This is a genomic window from Ensifer sp. 22460 (assembly GCF_052044935.1).
Taxonomy (GTDB): Bacteria; Pseudomonadota; Alphaproteobacteria; order Rhizobiales; family Rhizobiaceae; genus Ensifer.
The window spans coordinates 156447-178999 of record NZ_JBQENZ010000014.1 but is presented as its reverse complement, the minus strand read 5'-3'; the positions used below and the strand labels follow the sequence as shown (position 1 = coordinate 178999).

Genomic DNA, 22553 nt, shown 5'->3' with positions numbered 1-22553 from the left:
ACCGGCCCGAAGATCTCTTCCCGCGAAATGCGCATCTGATTGGTCGCCTCGGTGAACAGCGCTGGCTGCAGGTAGAAGCCGGGCGTGTCGCGCTTCAGCAGCTCGCCGCCAAAGGCGAGCTTCGCGCCCTCCTGTTTGCCGATGGCGATATAGTCGGTGTCCTGGTTGAGCTGGCCCTCATCGACCACCGGGCCGATATGGGTGCCGGCCTTCAGCGCGTCGTCGATTGTCAGCCCCTTGATCCGTTCGCCCATTGCGGCCACGAAGCGGTCGTGAATGCCCTCGGTGACGATGAGGCGGGAAGACGCCGTGCAGCGCTGGCCGGTGGAGAAGAAGGCGGAATTGACCGCCGCCTCGACCGCCACCGACAGATCGGCATCGTCGAGCACGACGAAGGGGTTCTTGCCGCCCATCTCCAGCTGGTACTTGCGATTGTGCTCGACCGAGGCGAGCGCCACCCGTTTGCCGGTGCCGGTCGAGCCGGTGAAGGTGATGGCGTGCACATCCGGGCTGTCGAGCATCGCCTGGCCGACGACCGAGCCCTTGCCCATCACGAGGTTCAGGACACCCTTCGGCAGGCCGGCACGGTGGAGGATGTCGACGATGGCCCAGGAACTGCCGGGCACCAGTTCGGCCGGCTTGAAGACGATGGTATTGCCGTAACAAAGCGCCGGCGCGATCTTCCAGGCGGGAATGGCGATCGGGAAGTTCCAGGGCGTGATGATGCCGACGACGCCGACCGGCTCGCGGGTGATCTCGACGCCGATATTGGGTCGCGCCGACGGCAGCACTTCGCCCGCCAGTCGCAGGCATTCGCCGGCGAAGAAGTCGAAGATCTGGCCGGCACGCACCGTCTCGCCGATGCCTTCGACAAGCGTCTTGCCTTCCTCGCGCGACAACAGCCTTCCGAGCTCGTCCTTGCGGGCAAGGATCTCGTCGGCGGTCTTCCTCAGGATCGCGTGGCGCTCGAGGATGCCGGAGCGCGACCAGGTCGGGAACGCAGCCTTGGCCGCGGCGATCGCGGCGCGGGCATCGTCGGCAGACGCACGGGCATATTCGCCCACAACGTCATTGGTGTCGGACGGGTTGATGTTGGCAACCCCGTCACCGCCGACCCACTCGCCGGCAATCAGGTTCTGGTGCAATGTCATAGGCTTCGAGCCTCCTTCATAAACGCGCATGACCGTCCCTCGCGAACGGTGCGCTTAGGAGATGTGTCAGAGCTGGCGAATGGCGACCTGTTCTTCCGCAGCGATCGCTAGCGTGTTGCGAAGCGGAAGGCCGAAACCATGAGCCTCGATCTCGAACACGTCACCTTCTTCTGTGCGAATGCCGTCGCCGAAGGACAGCGTCGCCGTGCCGAACATGTGCACATGGACGTCGCCCGGCTGGCGGAACAGGCCGTATTTGAAATGGTGATGCTCAAGATTGGCAAAACTGTGCGACATGTTGGATTCGCCTGACAGGAACGGCTTCTCCCACAGCACCTTGCCGCCGCGCAGGATGCGCGACATGCCGCGGATATCCTCAGGCGCAACTCCGATGCGGATTTCCGGGCCGAAGCTCGCCTGGCGCAGCTTCGAGTGCGCCAGCCAGAGATAGTTGACCCGCTCGGTCTTGTGGTCGGAAAACTCGTTGGCGACGGCGAAACCAATACGGAACGGAACGCCCGTGTCGGAGATCACGTAGATGCCGGCCATTTCCGGCTCCTCGCCGCCATCCTCGGCAAAGGCGGGCGAAACGAGTGCCGAACCTGGCGCCACGGCGGAGGTGCCGTTGCCCTTGTAGAACCACTCCGGCTGCACGCCGGATTCGCCGGCTTTCGGCTTGCCGCCTTCGAGCCCCATGCGGAACATCTTCATCGAGTCCGTCAGGGTCTCTTCGGCCGCCTCGCTCGTCTTCTTGTGCATGGCGTCGCGGGTTGCGGCGGAACCAAGATGGGTGAGACCCGTGCCGGTCAGGTGCAGATGCGCCGGATCCGGATGGGTGATCGGCGGCAGGAAGCGTCCCTCCGCATAGGCCTTGTCGAGGTCGACGGCGGCGCCAAGACCCTTGGTCTCGATCGTCTGCTTCAGGCTGCGCCCGGCATTGGCCGCTTCCATCGCCAGAGCGTAGACGCTTGCAGCACCATTGACCGCATGCGCGGTTTCACCGGGCAAACGCACCGCAACCGTTATCGATCCGTCTTCGTTCCTGATCTGCGAAATCAGCACGATCCTGTCCTTCCTGTCGTCGTTCGGGTCGCGGTCTTCGCCTTCTCAAGGCAAAAGCGTCCCCGTGGCTGGCTTTCGCCATCCAATTCCAGCGGGCCAATCCGCCGATCCTGGCAGCCGCGGCTGCCGGTGAATGTTACTGGTTCGCGTCGGGTCTTATGGCTTTCGGCTCAACCCTTGTTCTTGTTGTAGACATCGAAGAACACGGCTGCGAGGAGCACGAGGCCCTTGATCAGCTGCTGGTAATCGATGCCAATGCCCATGATCGACATGCCGTTGTTCATCACGCCCATGATGAAGGCGCCGATCACCGCGCCGATGATCTTGCCGACGCCGCCGGACGCCGAGGCGCCGCCGATGAAGCATGCCGCAATCACGTCGAGTTCGAAGCCGACGCCGGCCTTCGGCGTTGCCGAGTTGAGGCGGGCGGTGATGATCATGCCGGCGAGTGCCGCAAGCACGCCCATGTTGACGAAGGTGTAGAAGGTGAGCCGTTCGGTGTTGATGCCCGAGAGCTTGGTCGCCTTGACGTTGCCGCCCATGGCGTAGATGCGGCGACCGATGGTCGAGCGCGTTGTGATGAAGGTATAGAGCGCGATCAGCACGGCCATGGCGATCAGCACGTTCGGCAGGCCGCGATAGGTCGCAAGCTGGAAGCCGATGAACAACGCAACGACGGCAATGACCGCCATCTGTACGGCGAAGAAGACGAATGGCTCGTTCTCCGTGCCGTGCTGTTCGTTGATCTTGCGGTCGCGAATGCCCGCATAGATCGCGTAGCCGACCAGAGCTATGACGGCGACGAGCGCCACCATGTTCTGAATGGTCTCGGGCGCCGGGTTGAGGAAATAGAGGAAATCCGGAACGAAGCCCGTCGAAAGCAGCTGGAACTCCTTCGGGAACGGGCCGATCGGACGTCCGCCGAGCACCACATAGGTGAGCCCGCGGAACACCAGCATGCCGGCAAGCGTGACGATGAAGGACGGAATCTTCTGGTACGCAACCCAATAGCCCTGGGCCGCCCCCATGATGCCGCCGACGATCAGACAGGCCGGGATAACGACAAAGGCGGGCAGCCCCCATTTGACCAGCATGATCGCCGAGATCGCGCCGATGAAGGCGACGATCGAGCCGACCGACAGGTCGATATGGCCGGCGACGATGATCAGGAGCATGCCGAGCGCCATGATGACGATGAACGAGTTCTGCAGCACCAGGTTGGTGATGTTGACCGGCTTGAACAGCACGCCGTTGGTCACGAACTGGAAGAACAGCATGATCACCACGAGCGCGACGAGCAGGCCGTATTCGCGGATGTTGTTCTTGAGATAGTCCCCGATCGAGGGCTTGTTGTTTTGGGTGCTCGTATCGGCGACCATTAGTGTTTCTCCCCTGAACGCATGATGGCACGCATGATGGATTCCTGGCTCGCTTCCGCCTTCGAGAGCTCGGCGACGATGCGGCCCTCGTTCATGACGTAGATGCGATCGCAGGTTCCAAGCAGCTCCGGCATTTCCGATGAGATCATCAGGATGCCTTTACCCTCGGCGGCAAGCTGGTTGATGATGGTGTAGATCTCATACTTCGCGCCGATATCGATGCCGCGTGTCGGCTCGTCGAGAATGAGAACTTCCGGATTGGTGAACAGCCATTTGGACAGCACGACCTTCTGCTGGTTGCCGCCCGAGAGGTTGACCGTTTCCTGATAGATCGAGTGCGAACGGATGCGCAGCTTCGAGCGATAGTCGGAGGCGACCTTCGCTTCCTTGCGGTCGTCGATGACGCCGTTCGCGGCAACCGCCTTCAGGTTGGAGAGTGTCGTGTTCTCCTTGATGTTGTTGATCAGCACGAGGCCGAGCTGCTTGCGGTCTTCGGTGACGTAAGCGAGACCCGCATCGATCGCCCGCGGAATCGTGCTGACATCGACGGGCTTGCCGCGCATCGTCACGTCGCCGGTGATCTTGTGGCCCCAGGACTTGCCGAAGATGCTCATCGCCGTCTCGGTGCGCCCTGCCCCCATCAGCCCGGCAATGCCGACCACTTCGCCGGCGCGCACGGTGAAATTGACGTCGTGCAGGAACTGCCGGTCGCGGTGGTGCTGGTGAAAGACATTCCAGTTCTTCACTTCCAGCAGCGTCTCGCCGATCTTGGGCTCGCGCGGCGGGTAGCGGTCTTCCATGGCGCGGCCGACCATGCCTTTGATAATCCGGTCCTCGCCGACATCTTCGGTCTGACAGTCGAGCGTTTCGACGGTTCCGCCATCGCGCAGGATGGTAATCTGGTCGGCGACTTTGCGGATCTCGTTCAGCTTGTGCGAGATGATGATCGAGGTCATTCCCTGCGTGCGAAACTCCATCAGGAGCTTCAAAAGCGCATCGGAATCGGTTTCGTTGAGCGAGGCGGTCGGCTCGTCGAGGATCAAGAGCCGCACCTTCTTCGAAAGCGCCTTGGCGATCTCGACCAGTTGCTGCTTGCCGACGCCGATGTCGGTGATGAGCGTTGCCGGGCTCTCGCTGAGGCCCACCTTCTTCAGGAGCTCCTGGGTGCGGGCAAAGGTCTGCGGCCAGTGGATCACGCCGTTGCTGGCGATCTCGTTGCCGAGGAAGATGTTCTCGGCGATCGACAGCAGCGGCACCAGCGCCAGTTCCTGGTGGATGATGATGATGCCAAGGTCTTCGCTGTCGGAGATCGTCGAGAAGCGACGCGCTTCGCCACCGTAGTGGATCTCGCCTTCATAGGTGCCGGCGGGATAGACGCCGCTCAACACCTTCATCAGCGTCGACTTGCCGGCGCCGTTTTCGCCGACGAGCGCGTGGATCTCGCCTTCGCGGACCTTGAAGCTGACATTGTCCAGCGCCTTGACGCCCGGGAACGTCTTGGTGATGCCCCGCATTTCAAGAATGATATTGTCCATGTTCAGTCATTCCAGCGGCAGTCTGCGAGAGAGTACCGGCTCCGTCTTCTGGATAAAAGGGCCCGCGCGCTTGCACGGGCCCTTCCCGTTGAAAAAGATCAGTTGTTGATCTGGTCTTCGGTGTAGTAGCCCGAGCTGACGAGCACGTCCTTGACGTTGGACTTGTCGACGGCAACCGGCTTCAGCAGGTAGGACGGAACGACCTTGACGCCATTTTCATAGGTCTTGGTGTCGTTCACCTCAGGCTCCTTGCCTTCCATGATCGCGTTGACCATGCCGACCGTTACCTTGGCGAGTTCGCGCGTGTCCTTGAAGATCGACGAATACTGTTCGCCGGCAAGGATCGACTTGACCGACGGCAGCTCGGCGTCCTGGCCGGTGACAACCGGCATCGGCATGTCGCCCGAGCCGTAGCCGACGCCCTTCAGCGCCGAGATGATACCGATCGAGAGGCCGTCATAGGGCGAAAGCACGCCATCGACCTTGGCGTCGGTGTAGTTCGACGACAGCAGGTTTTCCATGCGGGCCTGGGCGACAGCACCGTCCCAACGCAGCGTGCCGACCTGGTCCATGCCCTTCTGGCCGGACTTGACGACGATCTTGCCGCTGTCGATCAGCGGCTGCAGAACCGACATCGCGCCGTCGTAGAAGAAGAAGGCGTTGTTGTCGTCAGGCGAACCACCGAAGAGCTCGATGTTCTTGGGCTCGGTTGCGCCATCGAGCTTGAGGCCCTGCACCAGCGACGTCGCCTGCTGCACGCCAACCTGGAAGTTGTCGAAGGTGGCGTAGTAGTCGACATTGCCAGAGTCACGGATCAGACGGTCATAGGCGATAACCTTGACGCCGGCGTCATGGGCCTTCTGCAGGATGTCGGAGAGCGTCGTGCCGTCGATGGCGCCGATGACCAGAACCTTGGCACCCTTGGTCACCATGTTCTCGATCTGGGCGAGCTGGTTCGGGATGTCGTCGTCAGCGAACTGCAGGTCCGGGGTGTAGCCGGCTTCCTTGAACAGCTTCTCCATCGTCTCGCCGTCGGAAATCCAGCGGGTCGACGTCTTCGTCGGCATGGAAATGCCGACCGTGCCCTTGTCCTGCGCAAATACGGGCGCAGCGAAGGACGCGATCGAAATCGCAGCGGCTGCGAGAAGCGAAGTCATCAATTTCATCAGTTCTCTCCCAAAAAAGTTGAAGCCGGCAGGCAGAGCCTTTCCGTCTATGCGCAGCAATCCGCGGACCGGGATCTCGTCTCCGGCCGCGGATCAAGGTGAAGGAGAGGCCTCCCCGCCTCGCATGCTCCTACATGCGCTGGCACATGAGCAAAAACTGGAATCAAAACATATAACTGTCAAATACAATATTACTTTGAACGCATACCAAAATTGTTATAGCACGTGCGAACAGTGTGATTTTTGAAAATATTTGAAAACCAAAAAAACGACAGGGGTTGGAAATGCGTGACCAGAAGGCAAGCGCCACCGGGACGGCCGGCGAACTCTTCGATTCAGCACTGTTTCGCTCCGGCTTGAAGATCAGCCACCTCCGGCTGATTCTTGCAATTGACGACCACAGGCGCATCAGCGCCGCCGCGGAAGCACTCGGGATTTCGCAGCCGGCAGCCTCGCGTATGCTGTCGGAAATCGAGACGATGCTGAAGGCGCCGGTCTGCGAACGCATTGCCCGTGGCGTCGAACTGACGCCTTACGGCGAAGCGCTGGCACGGCGGGCGCGCACGATCTTTCTGGAGCTTCGAGAAGCCTCGCGCGAGATCAACGAGCTCAAGACGGGCAGCGGCGGCTCGGTCTCTCTGGGGTCCGTCACGGGACCAGCGCTCAATCTCGCCGTCCCCGCCATTCGCCAAGTGATCACCGCCTATCCCGGCATCGAGATCAACGTCCAGATCGAAAACAGCAACGTGCTGGCAAGGGAGCTTCTTGCCGCGCGCCACGATTTCATCATCGGGCGCATCCCCGACGACCAGCCGCCGCGGCTCTTCAACATGGTGGAGATCGGGTTTGAAGAAGTCTGCCTGATCGTGCGCGACGGCCACCCGCTGCTCGACAAGCCCGTGGTCGTCGCCGAGGACCTGCCCTCCTACGACTGGGTGTTCCAGCCGCCGGGCACGCTGCTCAGGCGCGCCGTCGAGGATAGTTTCGTGGCGGCCGGCGTGAGATTGCCGGCGACCGTCATCAACACCTCTTCGATCATCCTGACGTTGTCGATCGTGCGCCACACCAATGCGATCGCGCCGGTGGCCCTCGACGTCGCCAACCTGATTGCTGGCAACGGCACACCGGCCGGTGAGATCCGCATCCTCAAGACCGAGATCCCGATTCGCATCAAGCCCTATGGGCTGATCACCGCCGAGGGACGCGCACTGCCGCCGAGTGCCAAGCTGCTCTACGATCTCATCCTGAAGCAGGGCCGTGCGTGATCAGCCCGGCATGATCATGTCATCAGCCCGGGCATGATCAAGTGATCAGCCCGGGATAACCTCCGGCTGTCATGGTTTCCTTCCAATTGGAGGCGTCATGTTCGGAATGTCGGTGTTTCAGTCGGTGCTCGAACGGCTGAAAACGGAAGAGGAAAGCGAGTTCGATGAGGTCGAGGCCAGACTGGCGACGCCGCGCGCGCCGATCTTCGCCGGCGCGTTCGCTGTCGAAAGCGCTGGCCTGGCGTCTTTTGGCGCGGTCGAACGCGCCTATCTCGATGCGGCTTTCGTCGAGCCGCCTGCCCCGCCCGTCATGCCCGACTATCTCGATCGCACCAGCCTTGCCGAGGTTGCTGCGGAGCTGGCGCTTGCCGACGGCGAAACACAAATGACGCTCGCGGCAAAGCGGCGTGCCTTCGCCGCCCTGAACCATCCGGACCGCCTGCCGGCCGCCTTCCGCGCCAATGCGACCGTGCGCATGAAACTCGCCAACATGCTGATCGACGAAGCCTCGCAGCAGATACGCGCAATCAACCCGGCGGCGTGATCGTCAGCCCGCGGCGCCGTCCCCGTCGCTCTTGCCCTGCTCTTCGTCCGCGGCTTTATCCACGCTCTTCTCGCTCGGCTTATAGAAGACCAGCAGCGCTGCCGAGGCATAGGCCGTCATGGCCAGGAAGATCATGCCCCACATCGCCTGTTCGCCCAGGAACTCGACCACCGTCCAGACGGCGCAGAAGGCCACGATCAGCAGGCGGACCCATAGCGGGCGGTAAAAGGGGTGGTCCGGGTCGATGAACTTGAGCATTCTGTCCTCTGGTGGCCTTATCATGTGCGCCCCATTTACGGGATATTCATTGAAGACAGCAAGTCCAGCGGTCCTCACGCCCCTTGACGGACGCAACTAAAATGGAATAAAAATTCCGAAATGACCCGCGTCGGCTACTTCATTCCAAATGAATGGACGGGCCGACTGGGTGCGGAGGTACCAAGGGAGAGGCGCCGGCGCAGCGTTCCAACACGCGATTTTTCGTGGCAATTCTCCGATCGATTCGCGGAATCAATGTTCCGCGGCGCCTTTGCGCGATGAGCGCCGATCATCACGCCCCTTCCCGGTCGCGAGCCGGAATTCGAGAGAAACTGAGATGACAGTCAGATTTGGTCTTCTGGGCGCCGGACGCATCGGCAAGGTTCACGCGAAAGCCGTCAGCGGCAATCCGGATGCCGTGCTCGTCGCCGTTGCCGACGCCTTCCCTGCCGCCGCCGAAACCATCGCCAAGCAATATGGCTGCGATGTGCGCACCATCGAGGCGATCGAAAAGGCTGACGACATCGACGCCGTCGTCATCTGCACCCCGACCGACACCCACGCCGACCTGATCGAGCGTTTCGCGCGCGCCGGCAAGGCGATCTTCTGCGAAAAGCCTGTCGATCTGGATGCCGAGCGCGTCAAGGCCTGCCTCAAGGTTGTCAACGAGACCAAGGCCAAGCTGATGGTCGGCTTCAACCGCCGCTTCGACCCGCATTTCATGGCCGTCAAAAAGGCGATCGACGCCGGCAAGATCGGCGACGTGGAAATGGTGACCATCACCTCGCGCGATCCGGGCGCCCCGCCGGTCGATTACATCAAGCGTTCGGGCGGTATCTTCCGCGACATGACGATCCATGACTTCGACATGGCCCGCTTCCTGCTCGGCGAGGAGCCGGTCTCCGTGACGGCAACCGCCGCCGTTCTCGTCGACAAGGCGATCGGCGAAGCCGGCGACTATGACAGCGTCTCGGTCATCCTGCAGACGGCTTCCGGCAAGCAGGCGATCATCTCCAACTCCCGCCGCGCCACCTATGGCTACGACCAGCGCATCGAGGTGCACGGCTCGAAGGGCGTCGTCTCGGCTGAAAACCAGCGTCCGGTCTCGATCGAGATCGCCAATGGCGAAGGCTACACCCGCCCGCCGCTGCACGACTTCTTCATGACGCGCTACACCGAAGCCTATGCCAACGAGATCGAGAGCTTCATCGCCGCGATCGAAAAGGGTGCGGAAATCACGCCGTCGGGCAAGGATGGTCTCGCCGCATTGGCGCTCGCCGACGCCGCCGTGAAGTCGGTTGTCGAGAAGCGTCAGATCAGCGTCGCCTGAGGCTACGGCCGGTAACACATCAAATGGAAAGGCCGGGCGCCACACGCCCGGCTTTTTTCATGCCACCACTCTGGCAAACCGGCATCCGCGCAGGTGCCTCAGCCCTCGGCGCACACCGGCATCTTCTCCCATCGCGGCGCTTCCCGGCCGGTGCTGGGCGCAGCGCCCGGTCGGCCGGAGAGATAGCCTTGGATCTGCAGGCAGCCCTCCTCCGCCAGGATCTGCCTCTGCCGTTCGGTTTCGACGCCTTCGGTCACGACCGCGAGCCTGAGGCTGTGGCCGAGCGCGATGATGGCGCGGACGATCGCCTGTGCGGAAGGGTCCTTTTCGAGGGCAGCGGTGAAGCTGCAATCAATCTTCAGCTTGTCGAAGGGGAAGGTCTGCAGGTTGCTCAGCGAAGAATGTCCGGTGCCGAAGTCGTCCATGACGATCCGGACGCCGAGGACGCGCAGGCGAACCAGCACCGCCAGCACATCCTCGCGATTGTGCATCAGCGCCGCCTCGGTGATTTCGAGCTCCAGCCGCCAGGGATCAAGGCCAGTCCGACGCAATATGCTCGCGACCTGATCGAAGAGATTGGGCAGAAGGAACTGGACCGGCGAGATATTGACGGAAATCGGCAGCGGTTCATTCCATTTTGCCGCTTCCGTGCAGGCCTGTTCCAGCACCCACTCGCCGATCTGGATGATCGAGCCGCTTTCCTCCGCGATCGGGATGAACACATCAGGGCCGATGAGCCCGCGCTGCGGATGGCTCCAGCGCAGAAGTGCCTCGTAGCCGATGATCCTGTCACTATGGACTTCCACCAGCGGCTGGTACTCGAGAAAGAACTGGCGGCGAAGCACCGCATGGCGCAGGTCGTTTTCGATCTGCCGGCGGGTCCGAACCGCCTCATCCATTCCCCGGTCGAAGAAGCAGGCGATGCCCTTGCCGCTCTGCTTGGCGCGGTAGAGCGCCGTGTCGGCATTGTTGCGCAATTGATCTGCCGTCTGCCCGTCGACCGGATAGAGCGCAGCACCGATGCTGACGCCGACGGCGGTCGGATCGCGGTTGGTGTCCATTTCCGCGGCAAACAGCGCCAGGATGCGGTCCGTCAATTGGCGCGCCGCCGCCGGCCGCTTGCCGCCCACGTGGATGATTGCGAACTCGTCACCGCCGAGCCGGGCGACCGTGTCGTGCTCTCCGGCAGCCTGGCGCAGGATATCGGCAACCTTCTTCAGGATGCGGTCGCCTTCGCCGTGGCCGAAGATATCGTTGACTGCCTTGAAGCGGTCGAGGTCGAGGCAGAGGATTGCCAACTCTTCGCCCCGCGCAGAGGCCGCCGCCAGCGTCTGGGCCAGCCTGCGGTCGAAGAAGGCGCGGTTCGGCAAGTCGGTGAGCGCATCATGATGGGCCAGATGCTCGATCGTGCGCTCGGCTTCCTTCCGTGCCCTCAAGTCGCGCACGAAAATCACTTCGCATTCGCGGCCACGATACTCGATCGTCCGGCACATGAATTCCACGGGAATGGTGCGCCCATCGGCGTTGAGAAGATCGATCTCGCCGGGACCATCCCCGCGCCTGTGTCCCTCGAGCCCCTCTTCGCCGAAGACGAAGATCTCCGACGGGCGGCGCCCGGACAGATCGGAAAACGTCCGACCGGTGAGGCCACAGAAGCGCTCGTTGGCTTCGACGATGACGCCATTGAAAACGATCGCCATGCCTTCGAGCGAGGCGTTGGCGAGCCCTCTGAGATCGGTCAGTTGCCGATCGACGAAGAGGGCGCCGAAGGCGAGTACGATCAATGTCGTGGAGGCTGCGATGACCCCGCCGGCAAGCCAGGCGGGATGAATGGTGCCGGCGACAGCCACATTGGCCTCCGGCATGAGCGTCACGCCGCTCATCGACGTGAAGTGCATGGTGCAGATTGCCAGCACCAGCAGCAAGGAGGAGACGACCAGCCGCCGCATGCTGCGCAAGGCATGAAAAGCATGAAGCGCGGCACCCGCCAGCAGCGTTCCCACGACGAGCGCCGAAACAGTCGCTTGCGGATCGTAGCTTATGTGCCCGTGGATCTCGATCGCCTGCATGCCGGTGAAATGCATCGCCGCGACGCCGGCGCCAAGCACGAAGCCACCGCAGGACATCGAGAGACGTGAACCACCACCGAGGCCGATTGCAAAGGCGACCCACGACGCGGCTATGGCGACGACCACCGACAGAGCGGTGCCCCAGAGGCCGTAAGCAACCGGCACACCACCATCATAGGCCAGCATGGCGATGAAATGCGTCGACCAGACACCGACACCGCAGGCAAAACCGCTGGCCGCGATCCAGAGGCTGCGCTGGCTACCTTCGCTTCGCCGGGCGCGCAGCAGCAGCAACATCGTTGCGACACTGCCCGCCAGGCAGACGATCGCGGCGGCCACGATAAGGCGCCAGTCATGGTCATCACGTATGCATGCAATCACTGAAAACATGAGTGTCTCCCGCGTCACAGCCACATTGACAAGGAGTCGCTAAATAACTGTAAATTGCATTACTAGAGGTGCTCACCTTCGATACAACCCCAAAAAAAGGTTGCGTCAGGCGATGCACTTCAACCGTGCATCAGGAAACGCCGGTGGCGGTAATATCGGCGTCGATCGCGCCCAGCGCCCGCTCCAGATGTCCCTCGAAGACGAGGCGTTGCTCGTCGGGCGCGACCGATATTTCGGGAGCGCCCTGAAGGCGGACCTGCATGGACTGGGCAAGTCCTTCTTCGATCCCCGGCAGCATGAGATCGAAGTATCGGATGCCGGGCCCGGTGACGTGGACAGGCATGCGCTCGTAGAGGCTCAGCATGCGCGAGATGCCGTTGCCGAGCGCAATGCCCGCCTGGCGGAACGCGTAGCCGGCCATGCGATGTCCCTGCCGCGCGCTGGCCGCGATCTTGTCGAGCTCGGCGACGGGAACGAACTTGGCGGGGATGGTATCCGCCGGCACCTCGAAGGCGGCACGCAGAATCCCATAGAAACCGGCTGCCGCCTCGATGCAGCCATAGGCGCCGCAACGGCAGAGGCCCGCTGACGGCGCGTGCAGCATGTGGCCGAAATTCGGCGCGCTGACATCCATCTCGCCGCTCTGGCTCTTGCGGGCAACGCCAAGGCCGATGCTGTGGCCGAGAGAGATCGCCGCAAGCGCCCTGAACCCACCTTCCGGTTTGCGTTCGGCTTGTGCTGCAAGCGCCTGCGCGACCAGCAGAGTCTCATTGCTGAGCATGACTTTCGCGCGCCATTGCGGCGCAAGCAGTGCAGCGAAATCCAGCTCTTCCCGACCGAAGACCGGCGACCACAAAAGCCGCGCCGTGTCGCTGTCGACCAGCCCCTTGCTGCTGATCGAAACGGCGAGCACGCGATCCCGCTCCAGCCTTGAGCGCTGCAGCAGACGTTCGAGCGCGTCCACGAATGCGCGAGCGAAAGGGATCGTGCCGCGCTCGTCGTGGTTTCGCGATTCGTCGAAGCGGTCGAGAAGCGTGCCGCCGTAATCGATCAGCGAATATTGCACGATGTCGGAGGAGATCCTGACGACCACGAGATGGCCGTAGTCGCGCCGCGGCGTGAAGAGGACACGCGGCCGCCCTCGCCCACCCTGCACCTGGTGCTCGGCCTTGGCGAGCACCCCCGCCTTTTCCAACTCCGCCGTGATCGCGGAAACGGTCGCCGAGGCAAGCCCCGTATCAGCAGAAATTTCCGTATGGGAGAGATTGCCGGCGCGCCTGAGCGCCGCAAGGACCAGCGCGCTGTTTTGCTGACGCACGAGCTCAGTGCTGGACTTGGTCAGCATGAGACGTCCCTGTCAGTGGCGGATCCTTCGAACACATGCCCCTCCCAAAGCATCTGTTGAACGGCAAGACAAGGCGCCGGACGCCTTGTCGACAGCCTTGTGGCACGGATTTTATCGGCGGCCGAGAAACAACGGACGCGACCGCTCGCTAAGCACCTTGTTGATGCCGCAACCACCGCATTCACGCCGTGTTGACAGCCTCAAAAATCCATGACATTCATTTTCTCGACTGTCGAGAAAATAATTCCGCACGGTGTAGCGGCACGATCTACGACAGCGTTCCAAGGCTGGCGGAGGATGGTGCGGGAGGTTCGCACGCTCGGCTGGCCCTCACTCGGGAGGATGAAATGAAATCCGTTTTGAAGCTGATGGCAGGTGTTGCCGTCATCGTTTCCCTGCATTCCGTGGCCCAGGCAAAAGACCTGGTCGTCGGCGTTTCCTGGTCCAACTTCCAGGAAGAGCGCTGGAAAACCGACGAAGCCGCGATCAAGGCCGCACTCGAAGCCTCCGGCGACAAGTACATCTCCGCTGACGCACAGTCGTCGGCCGCCAAGCAGCTGACCGACATCGAGTCGCTGATCGCCCAGGGCGCCAATGCACTGATCGTGCTTGCCCAGGACAGCGACGCCATCGGCCCGGCAATCGAAAAGGCCGCTGCCGAAGGCATCCCGGTCGTCGGCTACGACCGCCTGATCGAAAACCCGGCCGCCTTCTACATCACCTTCGACAACAAGGAAGTCGGCCGCATGCAGGCCCGCGAAGTGTTCAAGGTGAAGCCGGAAGGCAACTACGTCTTCATCAAGGGTTCTTCGGCTGACCCGAACGCCGACTTCCTCTTCTCCGGACAGATGGAAGTGCTGAAGGAAGCCGTCGATGCCGGCAAGATCAAGAATGTCGGCGAAGCCTACACGGATGGCTGGAAGCCTGAAAACGCCCAGAAGAACATGGAGCAGTTCCTGACCGCCAACGACAACAAGGTCGATGCGGTCGTCGCCTCCAACGACGGCACCGCCGGCGGCGCCATCGCAGCCCTCGATGCGCAGGGCCTCGCAGGCTCGGTTCCGGTCTCCGGCCAGGACGCCGACAAGGCGGCGCTGAACCGCGTTGCCTTGGGCACGCAGACCGTTTCGGTCTGGAAGGATAGCCGTGAACTCGGCAAGCGCGCCGCAGAAGTCGCCGTCGAACTTGCCGGCGGCAAGAAGATGGAAGAAGTCGCCGGCGTCACCACCTTCAACGGCGGACCGAAGGGTGTGGCCATGCAGTCGGTCTTCCTCGCACCGCTGCCGATCACCAAGGACAACCTGAACGTCGTGATCGACGCAGGCTGGATCTCCAAGGAAGAAGCCTGCCAGGGCGTCAAGGGCGACGTCGCAGCTTGCAAATAAACCGCATCAGCAGAACTGAGCGCTGACTTCAGACAAGCGCCGCAACGCAACCCGTTGCGGCGCTTGCGCAAGGTGCGTGCCGGGCGGACAATGCCAGATGCACAACCAGCGCAGCTCAACGAAAACGCTCGATCTCTGCCGTCGCACCGGACTTGTCGCGTCGATCCCGGCTCTTGGTGCCACCTGACGCGACGACATCAACACAAAAAGTGGGGGAAGGCACGTCCATGGCCGACATCACACAAGGCAATACGCAGGGCGCACAAGCAAACCGCGCCCGCACAGCGGACGAAAACCCGGTGAAGCGCTTCTTCCGCGCCACCGAAATCGACACCCGGCTGCTCGGCATGGTCGGCGCGCTCGTCATCATCTGGATCGGCTTTCAGATCATGACCGGCGGCCTGTTCCTGACGCCGCGCAACCTGTGGAACCTGACGGTTCAGACGTCTTCCGTCGCCGTGATGGCGACCGGCATGGTGCTGATCATCGTCACCCGCAACATCGACCTCTCCGTCGGCTCCGTGCTGGGCTTCTGCGGTATGGTCATGGGCGTCATGCAGGTAAAATTCCTGCCGCAGTATCTCGGCCTCGAACATCCGGCCATCTGGATCATCACGCTGTTGAGCGGCATCGCCGTCGGTGCTGCCATCGGCGCGCTCCAGGGCTCGATCGTCGCCTTCCTCAACGTGCCCGCCTTCATCGTCACGCTCGGCGGCCTGCTCGTCTGGCGCGGCGCCACCTGGTTCGTGACCAGCGGCCAGACGGTTGCGCCGATGAACGCCACCTTCCGCCTGATGGGCGGCGGCACGGAAGGCTCGATCGGCGCAACGGCAAGCTGGATCGTCGGCATCCTCGCCTGCATTGCCATCGTCGCTGCCATCCTCAATTCGCGAAAGCAGCGCAAGCGCTTCCGCTTCCCGCTGCGCCCGGTCTGGGCGGAGTACTTCCTGGCGATCCTCGGCTGTATCCTGGTGCTGGGCGCAATCACCGTCGCCAACAGCTACTATTGGCCGACCAACATCGCCCGCAAATATGCCGACGCCAACGGCATTGCCTGGCCGGACGGCGGACTGCAGATCTCGCACGGCATCGCCATTCCGGTTCTCGTCGCCATCGCCGTCGGCATCGTCATGACCTTCATCGCCACGCGGCTGCGCTTCGGCCGCTACGTCTTCGCGCTCGGCGGCAACCCGGAAGCAGCCGAACTTGCCGGCATCAAGACGCGCTGGGTCACCGTCAAGATCTTCACGCTGATGGGCATTCTGTGCGCCATTGCCGCGGCAATCTCGACCGCCCGCCTCAATGCGGCGACCAATGCGCAAGGGGAACTCGACGAGCTCTACACGATCGCCGCCGCGGTCATCGGCGGCACCTCGCTTGCCGGCGGCGTCGGCACGATCGCCGGCGCCATGATCGGCGCGCTCGTCATGCAATCACTACAGTCGGGCATGGTGCTCCTGGGGATCGACAGTCCGTTCCAGCGCATCGTCGTCGGCGTGGTTCTCGTCGTCGCCGTCTGGCTCGACACCATCTACCGCGCCCGCGCCAAGTAAGGAGTACGATCCATGAAAGACCAACGCACTCCGCTCGTGGAAATGAAGAACATTTCCATCTCCTTCGGCGGCATCCACGCGGTGGACAACGCCTCCGTCGATCTCTACCCCGGCGAGGTCGTGGCGCTGCTCGGCCACAACGGCGCCGGCAAGTCGACGCTGATCAAGATCCTCTCCGGCGCCTACAAGCGCGATGCCGGCGAGATCCTGATCAATGGCGAGGCTGCGGACATCAACAACCCGCGCGACGCCAAGAAATACGGCATCGAGACGATCTACCAGACCCTCGCCGTCGCCGACAATGTCGACGCCGCCGCCAACCTCTATCTCGGCCGCGAGCTCAGGACCCCCTGGGGCACGCTCGACGACGTAGCGATGGAGGCCAAGGCCCGCGAAGTCATGGGGCGCCTCAATCCCAACTTCCAGCGTTTCAAGGAGCCGGTGAAGGCGCTCTCGGGTGGCCAGCGGCAATCGGTGGCGATCGCACGTGCGATCCTCTTCGACGCCCGCATCCTGATCATGGACGAGCCGACGGCAGCGCTCGGGCCACAGGAAACCGCCCAGGTCGGCGACCTCATCAAGCAACTGAAGCGCGAAGGCATCGGCATCTTCCTGATCAGCCACGACATCCACGACGTCTTCGACCTCGCCGACCGCGTCTCGGTGATGAAGAACGGCCAGGTCGTCGGCCAGGCCCGCACCGAGGACGTCACCAAGGACGAGGTGCTCGGCATGATCATCATGGGCAAGGTACCGCCGAAAGCGATCCCCGGCCCCGGCGCCATGCAGGTGGCATGAACCAATACTCGACGGCGCGCCTAACCGGCCCGCCGCCGAGCACTTATTGTCAACCGGCAGAGACAGGGCGCGCGGTTGCATTTTCAGCAACAACCGCAAATTCCCCTGCGAACTCCGCCTTTTCACCATTGATGCGGCGCGCAAGCTAAGCTATGAACCGCTCACAGCCTGCTTCGGCGGCCCTGCCGCCAACGGATGCACCCGTAGCTCAGCTGGATAGAGTGTTGGATTCCGATTCCAAAGGTCACAGGTTCGAATCCTGTCGGGTGCGCCATTTTTGCCGAATTTACGACTTCTCGCGATCGGCTACGCGCAGGCCATCTGACAAAATTCGTTGTCGCATGAAAGGCGATGTTTGGCGGCGAAGGGCGTTACTCTGCTCTTCTTGAACGCTTCGCGCCTGTTCTATTCAAGGGCCTACTGCATGTTTCCTTTAATCGTAGCCGATTGAAGGACAAAAACATGCAGCAATTCAAAGTGCTACAGCGACCTTTGCGCGTCTAATAAGACGCGTGGCGCTGTAGGGCTCGCCGCAGGCGAAAGACGCGCTTCGCCCGAAATAGCAAGTTTGAAAAACACCGGCAGCGGCTTAAACTCGCCGACCGAACTTCCAGCAGGAAGTTCGTCCGCCCTTTCCTGACCCGCCGGCCGAACATACGGATGTCGTTCGGGAAAGTTGCTTCCCCTGGAGGTGTGGCATGCCCAACAAACCCAGCATTGTCTTCGCACATGGCCTCTGGGCCGACGGATCCTGTTTCAGCAAGGTCATCGAACTGCTGGTTGCCGACGGCTACGAAGTGATCGCGACGCAAAACCACTTGAATACCGTCGCCGACGACGCCGCGGCAGTTCGCACGTCGCTGGGCCGTGTGCGCGGTCCGGTTGTTCTGGTCGGACATTCCTATGGAGGTACCGTCATCACCGCTTCGGGCACCGATGATCGCGTCAAGGCGCTCGTCTATATCTGCGCGCTGGCGCCGGAGAACGGTGAAACGACGGCGGCCGACCAGACAAAATTCCCCCAGGCCCCCGTCTTTCAGCATATCGAGGTGGCGGACGGCCGGCTGTTTCTTCGTCCTTCGGGGATCCCGGAATTCGCCGGCGATCTGCCTGAAGCAGAACAGAGGCTCGTCTGGGCCACGCAGATGGGGCCACTGGCAGACCTGTTCGATCAACCCGTTCCGGGTGCGGCGTGGAAAACAAAGCCGACATACTACATCGTCGGTACCGAAGACCGGACAGTTCAGCCCGACCTGCAACGCTTCCTCGCCAAGCGCATGAATGCAAAGGTGACGGAACTGGCCTCTAGCCACGTCCCGATGCTGTCTCAACCCCGCCGCGTCTACGAGGTGATCCGCGAGGCCGCCGACAGGGTGCAGCAATCGGCCGGATAATGTCTGCCTGCCGTTCCGTTCGATTGATACGCTCTGGACCAGTCAAGCGGGCGCCGTCGAATGACGGCGCTGTTGGCGACTGGATCGATGGTGAGGCTGGCGAGGTTAGTCTCGCGCACGCATCGGCAAGGCGACGTTCCCGCCGCGTGCGAATACTGGGACGCAACGGGTACGATCACCTACGGCGGACTTCGTTGAAGGGGTATCGCGACGCTGTGTCGATCGCAGTCGGAAACATCAACTACCTGCATTGGGAGCCCGAAACGATCGCCGTGCGGGTGCACGGAGACTCGCCGTGATCCGCTATTGCGCGCAGCTTGAAGTGATCTTCGGCGGGCACAAAGTGCCGCTCAGTGCCTACTGGCACACGGACACGTATGAATGCAGAGACGGGCAATGGATGGTGGTCTGGTCGCAGGCAACTGCCGTTCAATAGCGAACGGCCCACCTGTTCCTCAAGCCTCTGCCATGAACGCGAAGGGTCCGATTTCGGCTGGCCAAGAGACGCCGAGGCGACGCGCGATCAAATCGCGTCGCGCTCCGTGCGCAGATTGGAGACGACGCGGCGGTTCTGTACCTTGCAGGAGCGCTCCGTGCAGTCGCGCACCTCGCGGTCGTTTCCATACCCCTTGGCCCACATGCGGTTTGGGTCCACGCCCTTCGAGGCGAGATAGGCCATCGCTGCATCGGCGCGCTGCTGCGACAACGTCGCCATCTTCGATGCGGAGCCGCTGTCGTCGGAAAAGCCCTGCAGCTTGACGAGCCAGCGCGGGTTGCTGTTGAGCCAGATGGCCTGCTTGTCCAAGGTTGCCTTGGCGACGGGATCGAGCGTGGCCGAGTCCTGGGTGAAATAGGTCCGGCGGCCGACATTGAGGATGAAATCCTCTTCGCTGCCGGCCGAGACAGTCTCGAAGCCGGGCGCCGGATCGTCGGTTTTTCCGGTCATCGGCACCACGGTCGGTTCTTCGACCGCGGCAATCTCGGTGGTGTTGCAGGCGGTCAGCGTCAGCAGAATGGCCGCAGCGGAGAGCAGCCTCGTATATCCGGGCATAGCGGGCATCAGGGTGGTATTCCTCATTCGACCTGGGTTGCGACCGGGGTTGCTTGGCTGACCTCGGGGGCCTTGTCGGCAATGTGCGGCAGGACTTGCACGGCGGTGCCGATGGGGCAGCGCTGATAAAGATCGATCGCGTCCTCGTTGAACATGCGGATGCATCCGCTGGAGGCATCCTTGCCGATGCTGCCCGGCTCCAGCGTACCGTGGAAGCGGTAGCCGGTATCGACGCCATCACGAAGCAGGTACATGGCGCGCGGGCCAAGCGGGTTCTTCGGCGAGCCTCCCTCGACGAACTCAGGCAGTTCGGGGTGACGCTCGCGCATTTCCGGTGGCGGTGTCCAGCGCGGCCAGAGCGATTTGCGATCAATCGTAGCGCGGCCATACCATTTGAAGCCCTCACGCCCGACGCCGACGCCATAGCGGATGGCCGTCTTGTTCTCCATGATCAGGTAGAGAAAATGGTGCCTGGTATCGACGACGACCGTGCCGATCGGCTCGGTGCTGAAATACTTGACGACCTGACGCTGCCATTTCCTGTCGATCTTGGCGAAATTCGTGCTTCGGTAGGTCACGCCATTGTCGACTGCGGTGCCGGAAAAATAGGACGTCGCGGCAGCGAAGGCCGGTTTCTGCGCTGCGCCGGCGCTAAGCAGCGCCAAACCACCAAGCATAATATCCCTGCGGGTGCATTCCATCGGCAATATCCCCCGAAAAGCCAAGCAGCGAGCCGCAGTAAATCAGATTTTTCATTTGCCACAACGGAAAATTATCAGGCACCGATTCTTTCAATGACTGTTTTGCAAGAAGCGTTTCGCCGATAGTTGCAGACTATCACGCGATTTTGCCTGCTCTGCAGGTCTAGGGGATAGGGTCTATCGCCGGATCGATCGCCCCCGTGAGCAACACCGGCAAGTGACGCTTGCGAAGCGCCATAATCGATTGGCTCTTCTCAGTAGTCGCAACAATGGCACATTGGTTATTGTCGAATTTCACAACATTGGGTGACGACAATTGGGCGAACATACCCTCGCGGCATCTTGGGAACCAAGGCAGCGGTTGTCGATCATGTCACCTGCAACAGGCTCGTTGGCGAGCGCGGTCCTAAAGCCTGTCGCGCAAAAGTGCGCAGCGGTTTTGCGATAACGACACGCGAAATATCAAAAACTTAAAGCGCAAGGAGCGAATCTGAAAGATCGCGACGCGCTTTAGTTGGCCCTGATGTCCCGCGCCTGGCCCGATTCTCTCAGCTCTTCGACCGTCTTGCCGAGGCAGCTTCCGCCCTGTTCGGTGCCCACGGCCTTTGCCCCTCCGCCCAGGGTAATCGTCCCGGCGAAGTTGTCCGAGGCCAAGTAGGTCGCCGTGCCATCGGCCGTTACCTTCGACAGGTAAAAGGCATGCTGCGTGCCCTTGTATTCGCAGGCGACAGCGAACGGAAACTGATCGAACAGATTGCCCTCCGCGAGGGCAACGGATCCGAAAGCTGGAGCGCTGGCCGCAACCAGCAGCAGTGTCAGAGACTTGGACATATTCGTAGAGCGTATGCGCACCATCGATCCCCCCAACCCGGTATAGATAAGGTGTCCGTCGAAAAGGATGGTGACGCCAAGCCCCCGCTTTGACAAGCCCGACAGGCTGCATTCGAACTCGGCAATGTTCGACCGCAGGTGGGCTGTCATCTCCGACCCAAGAGAACGGCGCGCGAAGGCGGCCGCCGGCGAACCGCCGGCTTGGCATATTCTCTGAGCGGCCGTCAGGCCGGGTGGCTGAAGCGGGCGATCTGCGCACCCTTCATCAGGTTGCGGAAGTTCGATCCGCTCATGTGCACCAGCGTCCTGTGGTCGCCGCCCTCGAAGTAGACGTCGTTTACGTCGCCCAGACTTTCGTCGAGCAACACCGGCACGTCATAGGCCGAGCCGATCGGCGGCACCGCGCCGATATCGCAATCGGCGAAGAGGTTGCAGACTTCCTCTTCCGAAGCGAGACCGAGGCGCCGGTCCATCACGTCCTGCAAGGTGGAGAGCTCAACCCGGTGCGTGCTCGGCACAACGGCAAGCACGTACCCCATCTCGTGGTGGACGACCACGGACTTGGCAAGCCTGCTGCCGGGCACATGTGCCGCTCTCGCCGTCTGGCTGGTGGTGGCTGTGCGGTGATGGGCGACGGTGTCATAGGCGACACCCGCACCATCGATATAGTCTTGTAGTTTTCTGGCGATCGTCATCGTCGACACCCCTTCTTCCGTGGTGGCGCGGAAAGGTTATTGTCCTCCCATCCACCACGAAGTCAACGACGGACGGGACCGACGATCAGCGCTCGTCCTTCAGCATAGCAAAGGCCTGGTCACGCGCCGACATCTGGGCGACCGGCAGCGGCCAGGCGATCGCGAGCCGCGGATCCAGGGCATTGAGCCCGCCCTCGGCGTCGGGCGCATAGGGTTTGTCGTGCAAATAAATCAGCTCACAATCAGCGGAAAGCGTCTGGAATCCATGCGCGAAACCACCGGGGATCATCATCGACCGGCCGTTCTCGGCGCTCAGCACCTCGCCATGCCACTGAAGATAGGTCGGAGAGTCCGGCCGCATATCGACGGCGACATCGAAGATTTTGCCCGCGAGACAGGAGACAAATTTCGTCTCGTCATGCGGCGCGCGCTGGAAATGCATGCCGCGAACCGTGCCTGCCACCCGCGTAAGCGTATGATTGATCTGGGCAATAGAGCCGCCGGCGCCAAAATCGGCGAGTTCCTCACGGCAGAAGAAACGTGAAAAGAAGCCGCGATCGTCGCCAAAGCGCTGGCGTTCGACAACAACGAGACCCGACAGGGGTGTAGGAATACGGTCAAAACGCGACATTGAAACTTCCACGAGTGAGC

The 22553-nt window shown here is 62.0% G+C and carries 20 protein-coding genes and 1 tRNA gene; 8 read left to right on the top strand and 13 right to left on the bottom strand.

Going from position 1 to position 22553, the window contains the following annotated elements; genetic code table 11:
- From ACTJKM_RS19010 to chvE, 5 genes are all read right to left on the bottom strand, one after another.
- The coding region (locus tag ACTJKM_RS19010; RefSeq protein WP_440660724.1) for an aldehyde dehydrogenase family protein at positions 1-1151 on the bottom strand (1151 nt) is incomplete at its 3' end.
- 66 nt (positions 1152-1217) lie between these two features.
- Positions 1218-2213, bottom strand: coding sequence for an AraD1 family protein (gene araD1, locus ACTJKM_RS19005; RefSeq protein WP_058326418.1), 996 nt, complete (start codon positions 2211-2213; stop codon positions 1218-1220).
- 170 nt (positions 2214-2383) lie between these two features.
- Complete coding sequence (gene mmsB / locus ACTJKM_RS19000) at positions 2384-3592, bottom strand: multiple monosaccharide ABC transporter permease (RefSeq protein WP_058326419.1); 1209 nt, start codon at positions 3590-3592, stop codon at positions 2384-2386.
- On the bottom strand, positions 3592-5127 hold the full coding sequence (mmsA, locus tag ACTJKM_RS18995) for a multiple monosaccharide ABC transporter ATP-binding protein (RefSeq protein ID WP_057249118.1): 1536 nt from the start codon (positions 5125-5127) through the stop codon (positions 3592-3594). The genes mmsB and mmsA overlap by 1 nt, the downstream gene beginning before the upstream one ends.
- A 98-nt stretch (positions 5128-5225) precedes the next feature.
- Positions 5226-6293, bottom strand: a complete 1068-nt coding sequence (chvE, locus tag ACTJKM_RS18990) for a multiple monosaccharide ABC transporter substrate-binding protein (protein ID WP_057249117.1) — start codon at positions 6291-6293, stop codon at positions 5226-5228.
- A gap of 284 nt (positions 6294-6577) precedes the next feature.
- On the opposite strand from chvE, the gene ACTJKM_RS18985 reads away from it, so the two are divergent.
- Together ACTJKM_RS18985 and ACTJKM_RS18980 are read left to right on the top strand one after the other, a co-directional pair.
- Positions 6578-7558, top strand: a complete 981-nt coding sequence (locus ACTJKM_RS18985) for a LysR family transcriptional regulator (RefSeq protein ID WP_058326420.1) — start codon at positions 6578-6580, stop codon at positions 7556-7558.
- Positions 7559-7655: 97 nt separating this feature from the next.
- A complete protein-coding gene (locus tag ACTJKM_RS18980) occupies positions 7656-8102 on the top strand; it encodes a hypothetical protein (RefSeq protein ID WP_058326421.1) in 447 nt (148 codons plus the stop codon).
- 3 nt (positions 8103-8105) lie between these two features.
- Here the strand turns inward: ACTJKM_RS18980 and ACTJKM_RS18975 are convergent, their stop codons facing one another.
- The gene (locus tag ACTJKM_RS18975; protein ID WP_057249114.1) at positions 8106-8360 is read right to left on the bottom strand and encodes a hypothetical protein; all 255 of its coding nucleotides are present in this window, start codon (positions 8358-8360) and stop codon (positions 8106-8108) included.
- 337 nt (positions 8361-8697) lie between these two features.
- Here ACTJKM_RS18975 and iolG point away from each other — a divergent pair, with 337 nt between their 5' ends.
- The gene (gene iolG, locus ACTJKM_RS18970) at positions 8698-9690 is read left to right on the top strand and encodes an inositol 2-dehydrogenase (protein ID WP_057249113.1); all 993 of its coding nucleotides are present in this window, start codon (positions 8698-8700) and stop codon (positions 9688-9690) included.
- 98 nt (positions 9691-9788) lie between these two features.
- On the opposite strand, the gene ACTJKM_RS18965 is transcribed toward iolG, so the two are convergent.
- A complete protein-coding gene (locus ACTJKM_RS18965; protein ID WP_058326422.1) occupies positions 9789-12149 on the bottom strand; it encodes a bifunctional diguanylate cyclase/phosphodiesterase in 2361 nt (786 codons plus the stop codon).
- 130 nt (positions 12150-12279) lie between these two features.
- Positions 12280-13494: an ROK family transcriptional regulator gene (locus ACTJKM_RS18960; RefSeq protein WP_057249111.1), complete on the bottom strand. Its 1215-nt coding sequence runs from the start codon at positions 13492-13494 to the stop codon at positions 12280-12282.
- A 347-nt stretch (positions 13495-13841) separates the two neighbouring features.
- Here ACTJKM_RS18960 and xylF point away from each other — a divergent pair, with 347 nt between their 5' ends.
- From xylF to ACTJKM_RS18935, 5 genes are all read left to right on the top strand, one after another.
- On the top strand, positions 13842-14879 hold the full coding sequence (xylF, locus tag ACTJKM_RS18955) for a D-xylose ABC transporter substrate-binding protein (protein WP_057249110.1): 1038 nt from the start codon (positions 13842-13844) through the stop codon (positions 14877-14879).
- A 227-nt stretch (positions 14880-15106) separates the two neighbouring features.
- Positions 15107-16432, top strand: a complete 1326-nt coding sequence (locus tag ACTJKM_RS18950) for a sugar ABC transporter permease (RefSeq protein ID WP_058326423.1) — start codon at positions 15107-15109, stop codon at positions 16430-16432.
- A gap of 12 nt (positions 16433-16444) precedes the next feature.
- Complete coding sequence (locus ACTJKM_RS18945; protein WP_034793927.1) at positions 16445-17230, top strand: ATP-binding cassette domain-containing protein; 786 nt, start codon at positions 16445-16447, stop codon at positions 17228-17230.
- Positions 17231-17427: 197 nt separating this feature from the next.
- A tRNA-Arg gene (locus ACTJKM_RS18940) sits at positions 17428-17504 on the top strand.
- A 424-nt stretch (positions 17505-17928) separates the two neighbouring features.
- Positions 17929-18624 carry an alpha/beta fold hydrolase gene (locus ACTJKM_RS18935; protein WP_058326424.1) on the top strand — a complete coding sequence of 232 codons (696 nt, stop codon included), beginning with the start codon at positions 17929-17931 and terminating at the stop codon, positions 18622-18624.
- 523 nt (positions 18625-19147) lie between these two features.
- Here ACTJKM_RS18935 and ACTJKM_RS18930 read toward each other — a convergent pair.
- The 5 genes from ACTJKM_RS18930 to rfbC form a co-directional block, all read right to left on the bottom strand.
- Positions 19148-19702, bottom strand: coding sequence for an OmpA family protein (locus ACTJKM_RS18930; protein ID WP_058326425.1), 555 nt, complete (start codon positions 19700-19702; stop codon positions 19148-19150).
- Positions 19699-20376, bottom strand: a complete 678-nt coding sequence (locus ACTJKM_RS18925; protein WP_058326426.1) for a L,D-transpeptidase — start codon at positions 20374-20376, stop codon at positions 19699-19701. Before ACTJKM_RS18925 ends, ACTJKM_RS18930 begins: the two co-directional genes overlap by 4 nt.
- A 510-nt stretch (positions 20377-20886) precedes the next feature.
- A complete protein-coding gene (locus tag ACTJKM_RS18920; protein ID WP_306341285.1) occupies positions 20887-21357 on the bottom strand; it encodes a hypothetical protein in 471 nt (156 codons plus the stop codon).
- 74 nt (positions 21358-21431) lie between these two features.
- Complete coding sequence (locus tag ACTJKM_RS18915) at positions 21432-21902, bottom strand: aminoacyl-tRNA deacylase (RefSeq protein WP_057249136.1); 471 nt, start codon at positions 21900-21902, stop codon at positions 21432-21434.
- Positions 21903-21987: 85 nt separating this feature from the next.
- On the bottom strand, positions 21988-22533 hold the full coding sequence (gene rfbC / locus ACTJKM_RS18910; RefSeq protein ID WP_058326427.1) for a dTDP-4-dehydrorhamnose 3,5-epimerase: 546 nt from the start codon (positions 22531-22533) through the stop codon (positions 21988-21990).
- Positions 22534-22553: the final 20 nt, after the last annotated feature.

Coding starts and splice junctions, on each gene's coding strand:
- mmsB (WP_058326419.1), bottom strand. CDS start 3,592: ATGGTCGCCGATACGAGCACCCAAAACAACAAGCCCTCGATCGGGGAC.
- mmsA (WP_057249118.1), bottom strand. CDS start 5,127: ATGGACAATATCATTCTTGAAATGCGGGGCATCACCAAGACGTTCCCG.
- chvE (WP_057249117.1), bottom strand. CDS start 6,293: ATGAAATTGATGACTTCGCTTCTCGCAGCCGCTGCGATTTCGATCGCG.
- ACTJKM_RS18985 (WP_058326420.1), top strand. CDS start 6,578: ATGCGTGACCAGAAGGCAAGCGCCACCGGGACGGCCGGCGAACTCTTC.
- ACTJKM_RS18980 (WP_058326421.1), top strand. CDS start 7,656: ATGTTCGGAATGTCGGTGTTTCAGTCGGTGCTCGAACGGCTGAAAACG.
- ACTJKM_RS18975 (WP_057249114.1), bottom strand. CDS start 8,360: ATGCTCAAGTTCATCGACCCGGACCACCCCTTTTACCGCCCGCTATGG.
- iolG (WP_057249113.1), top strand. CDS start 8,698: ATGACAGTCAGATTTGGTCTTCTGGGCGCCGGACGCATCGGCAAGGTT.
- ACTJKM_RS18965 (WP_058326422.1), bottom strand. CDS start 12,149: ATGTTTTCAGTGATTGCATGCATACGTGATGACCATGACTGGCGCCTT.
- ACTJKM_RS18960 (WP_057249111.1), bottom strand. CDS start 13,494: ATGCTGACCAAGTCCAGCACTGAGCTCGTGCGTCAGCAAAACAGCGCG.
- xylF (WP_057249110.1), top strand. CDS start 13,842: ATGAAATCCGTTTTGAAGCTGATGGCAGGTGTTGCCGTCATCGTTTCC.
- ACTJKM_RS18950 (WP_058326423.1), top strand. CDS start 15,107: ATGGCCGACATCACACAAGGCAATACGCAGGGCGCACAAGCAAACCGC.
- ACTJKM_RS18945 (WP_034793927.1), top strand. CDS start 16,445: ATGAAAGACCAACGCACTCCGCTCGTGGAAATGAAGAACATTTCCATC.
- ACTJKM_RS18935 (WP_058326424.1), top strand. CDS start 17,929: ATGCCCAACAAACCCAGCATTGTCTTCGCACATGGCCTCTGGGCCGAC.
- ACTJKM_RS18930 (WP_058326425.1), bottom strand. CDS start 19,702: ATGAGGAATACCACCCTGATGCCCGCTATGCCCGGATATACGAGGCTG.
- ACTJKM_RS18925 (WP_058326426.1), bottom strand. CDS start 20,376: ATGGAATGCACCCGCAGGGATATTATGCTTGGTGGTTTGGCGCTGCTT.
- ACTJKM_RS18920 (WP_306341285.1), bottom strand. CDS start 21,357: ATGACAGCCCACCTGCGGTCGAACATTGCCGAGTTCGAATGCAGCCTG.
- ACTJKM_RS18915 (WP_057249136.1), bottom strand. CDS start 21,902: ATGACGATCGCCAGAAAACTACAAGACTATATCGATGGTGCGGGTGTC.
- rfbC (WP_058326427.1), bottom strand. CDS start 22,533: ATGTCGCGTTTTGACCGTATTCCTACACCCCTGTCGGGTCTCGTTGTT.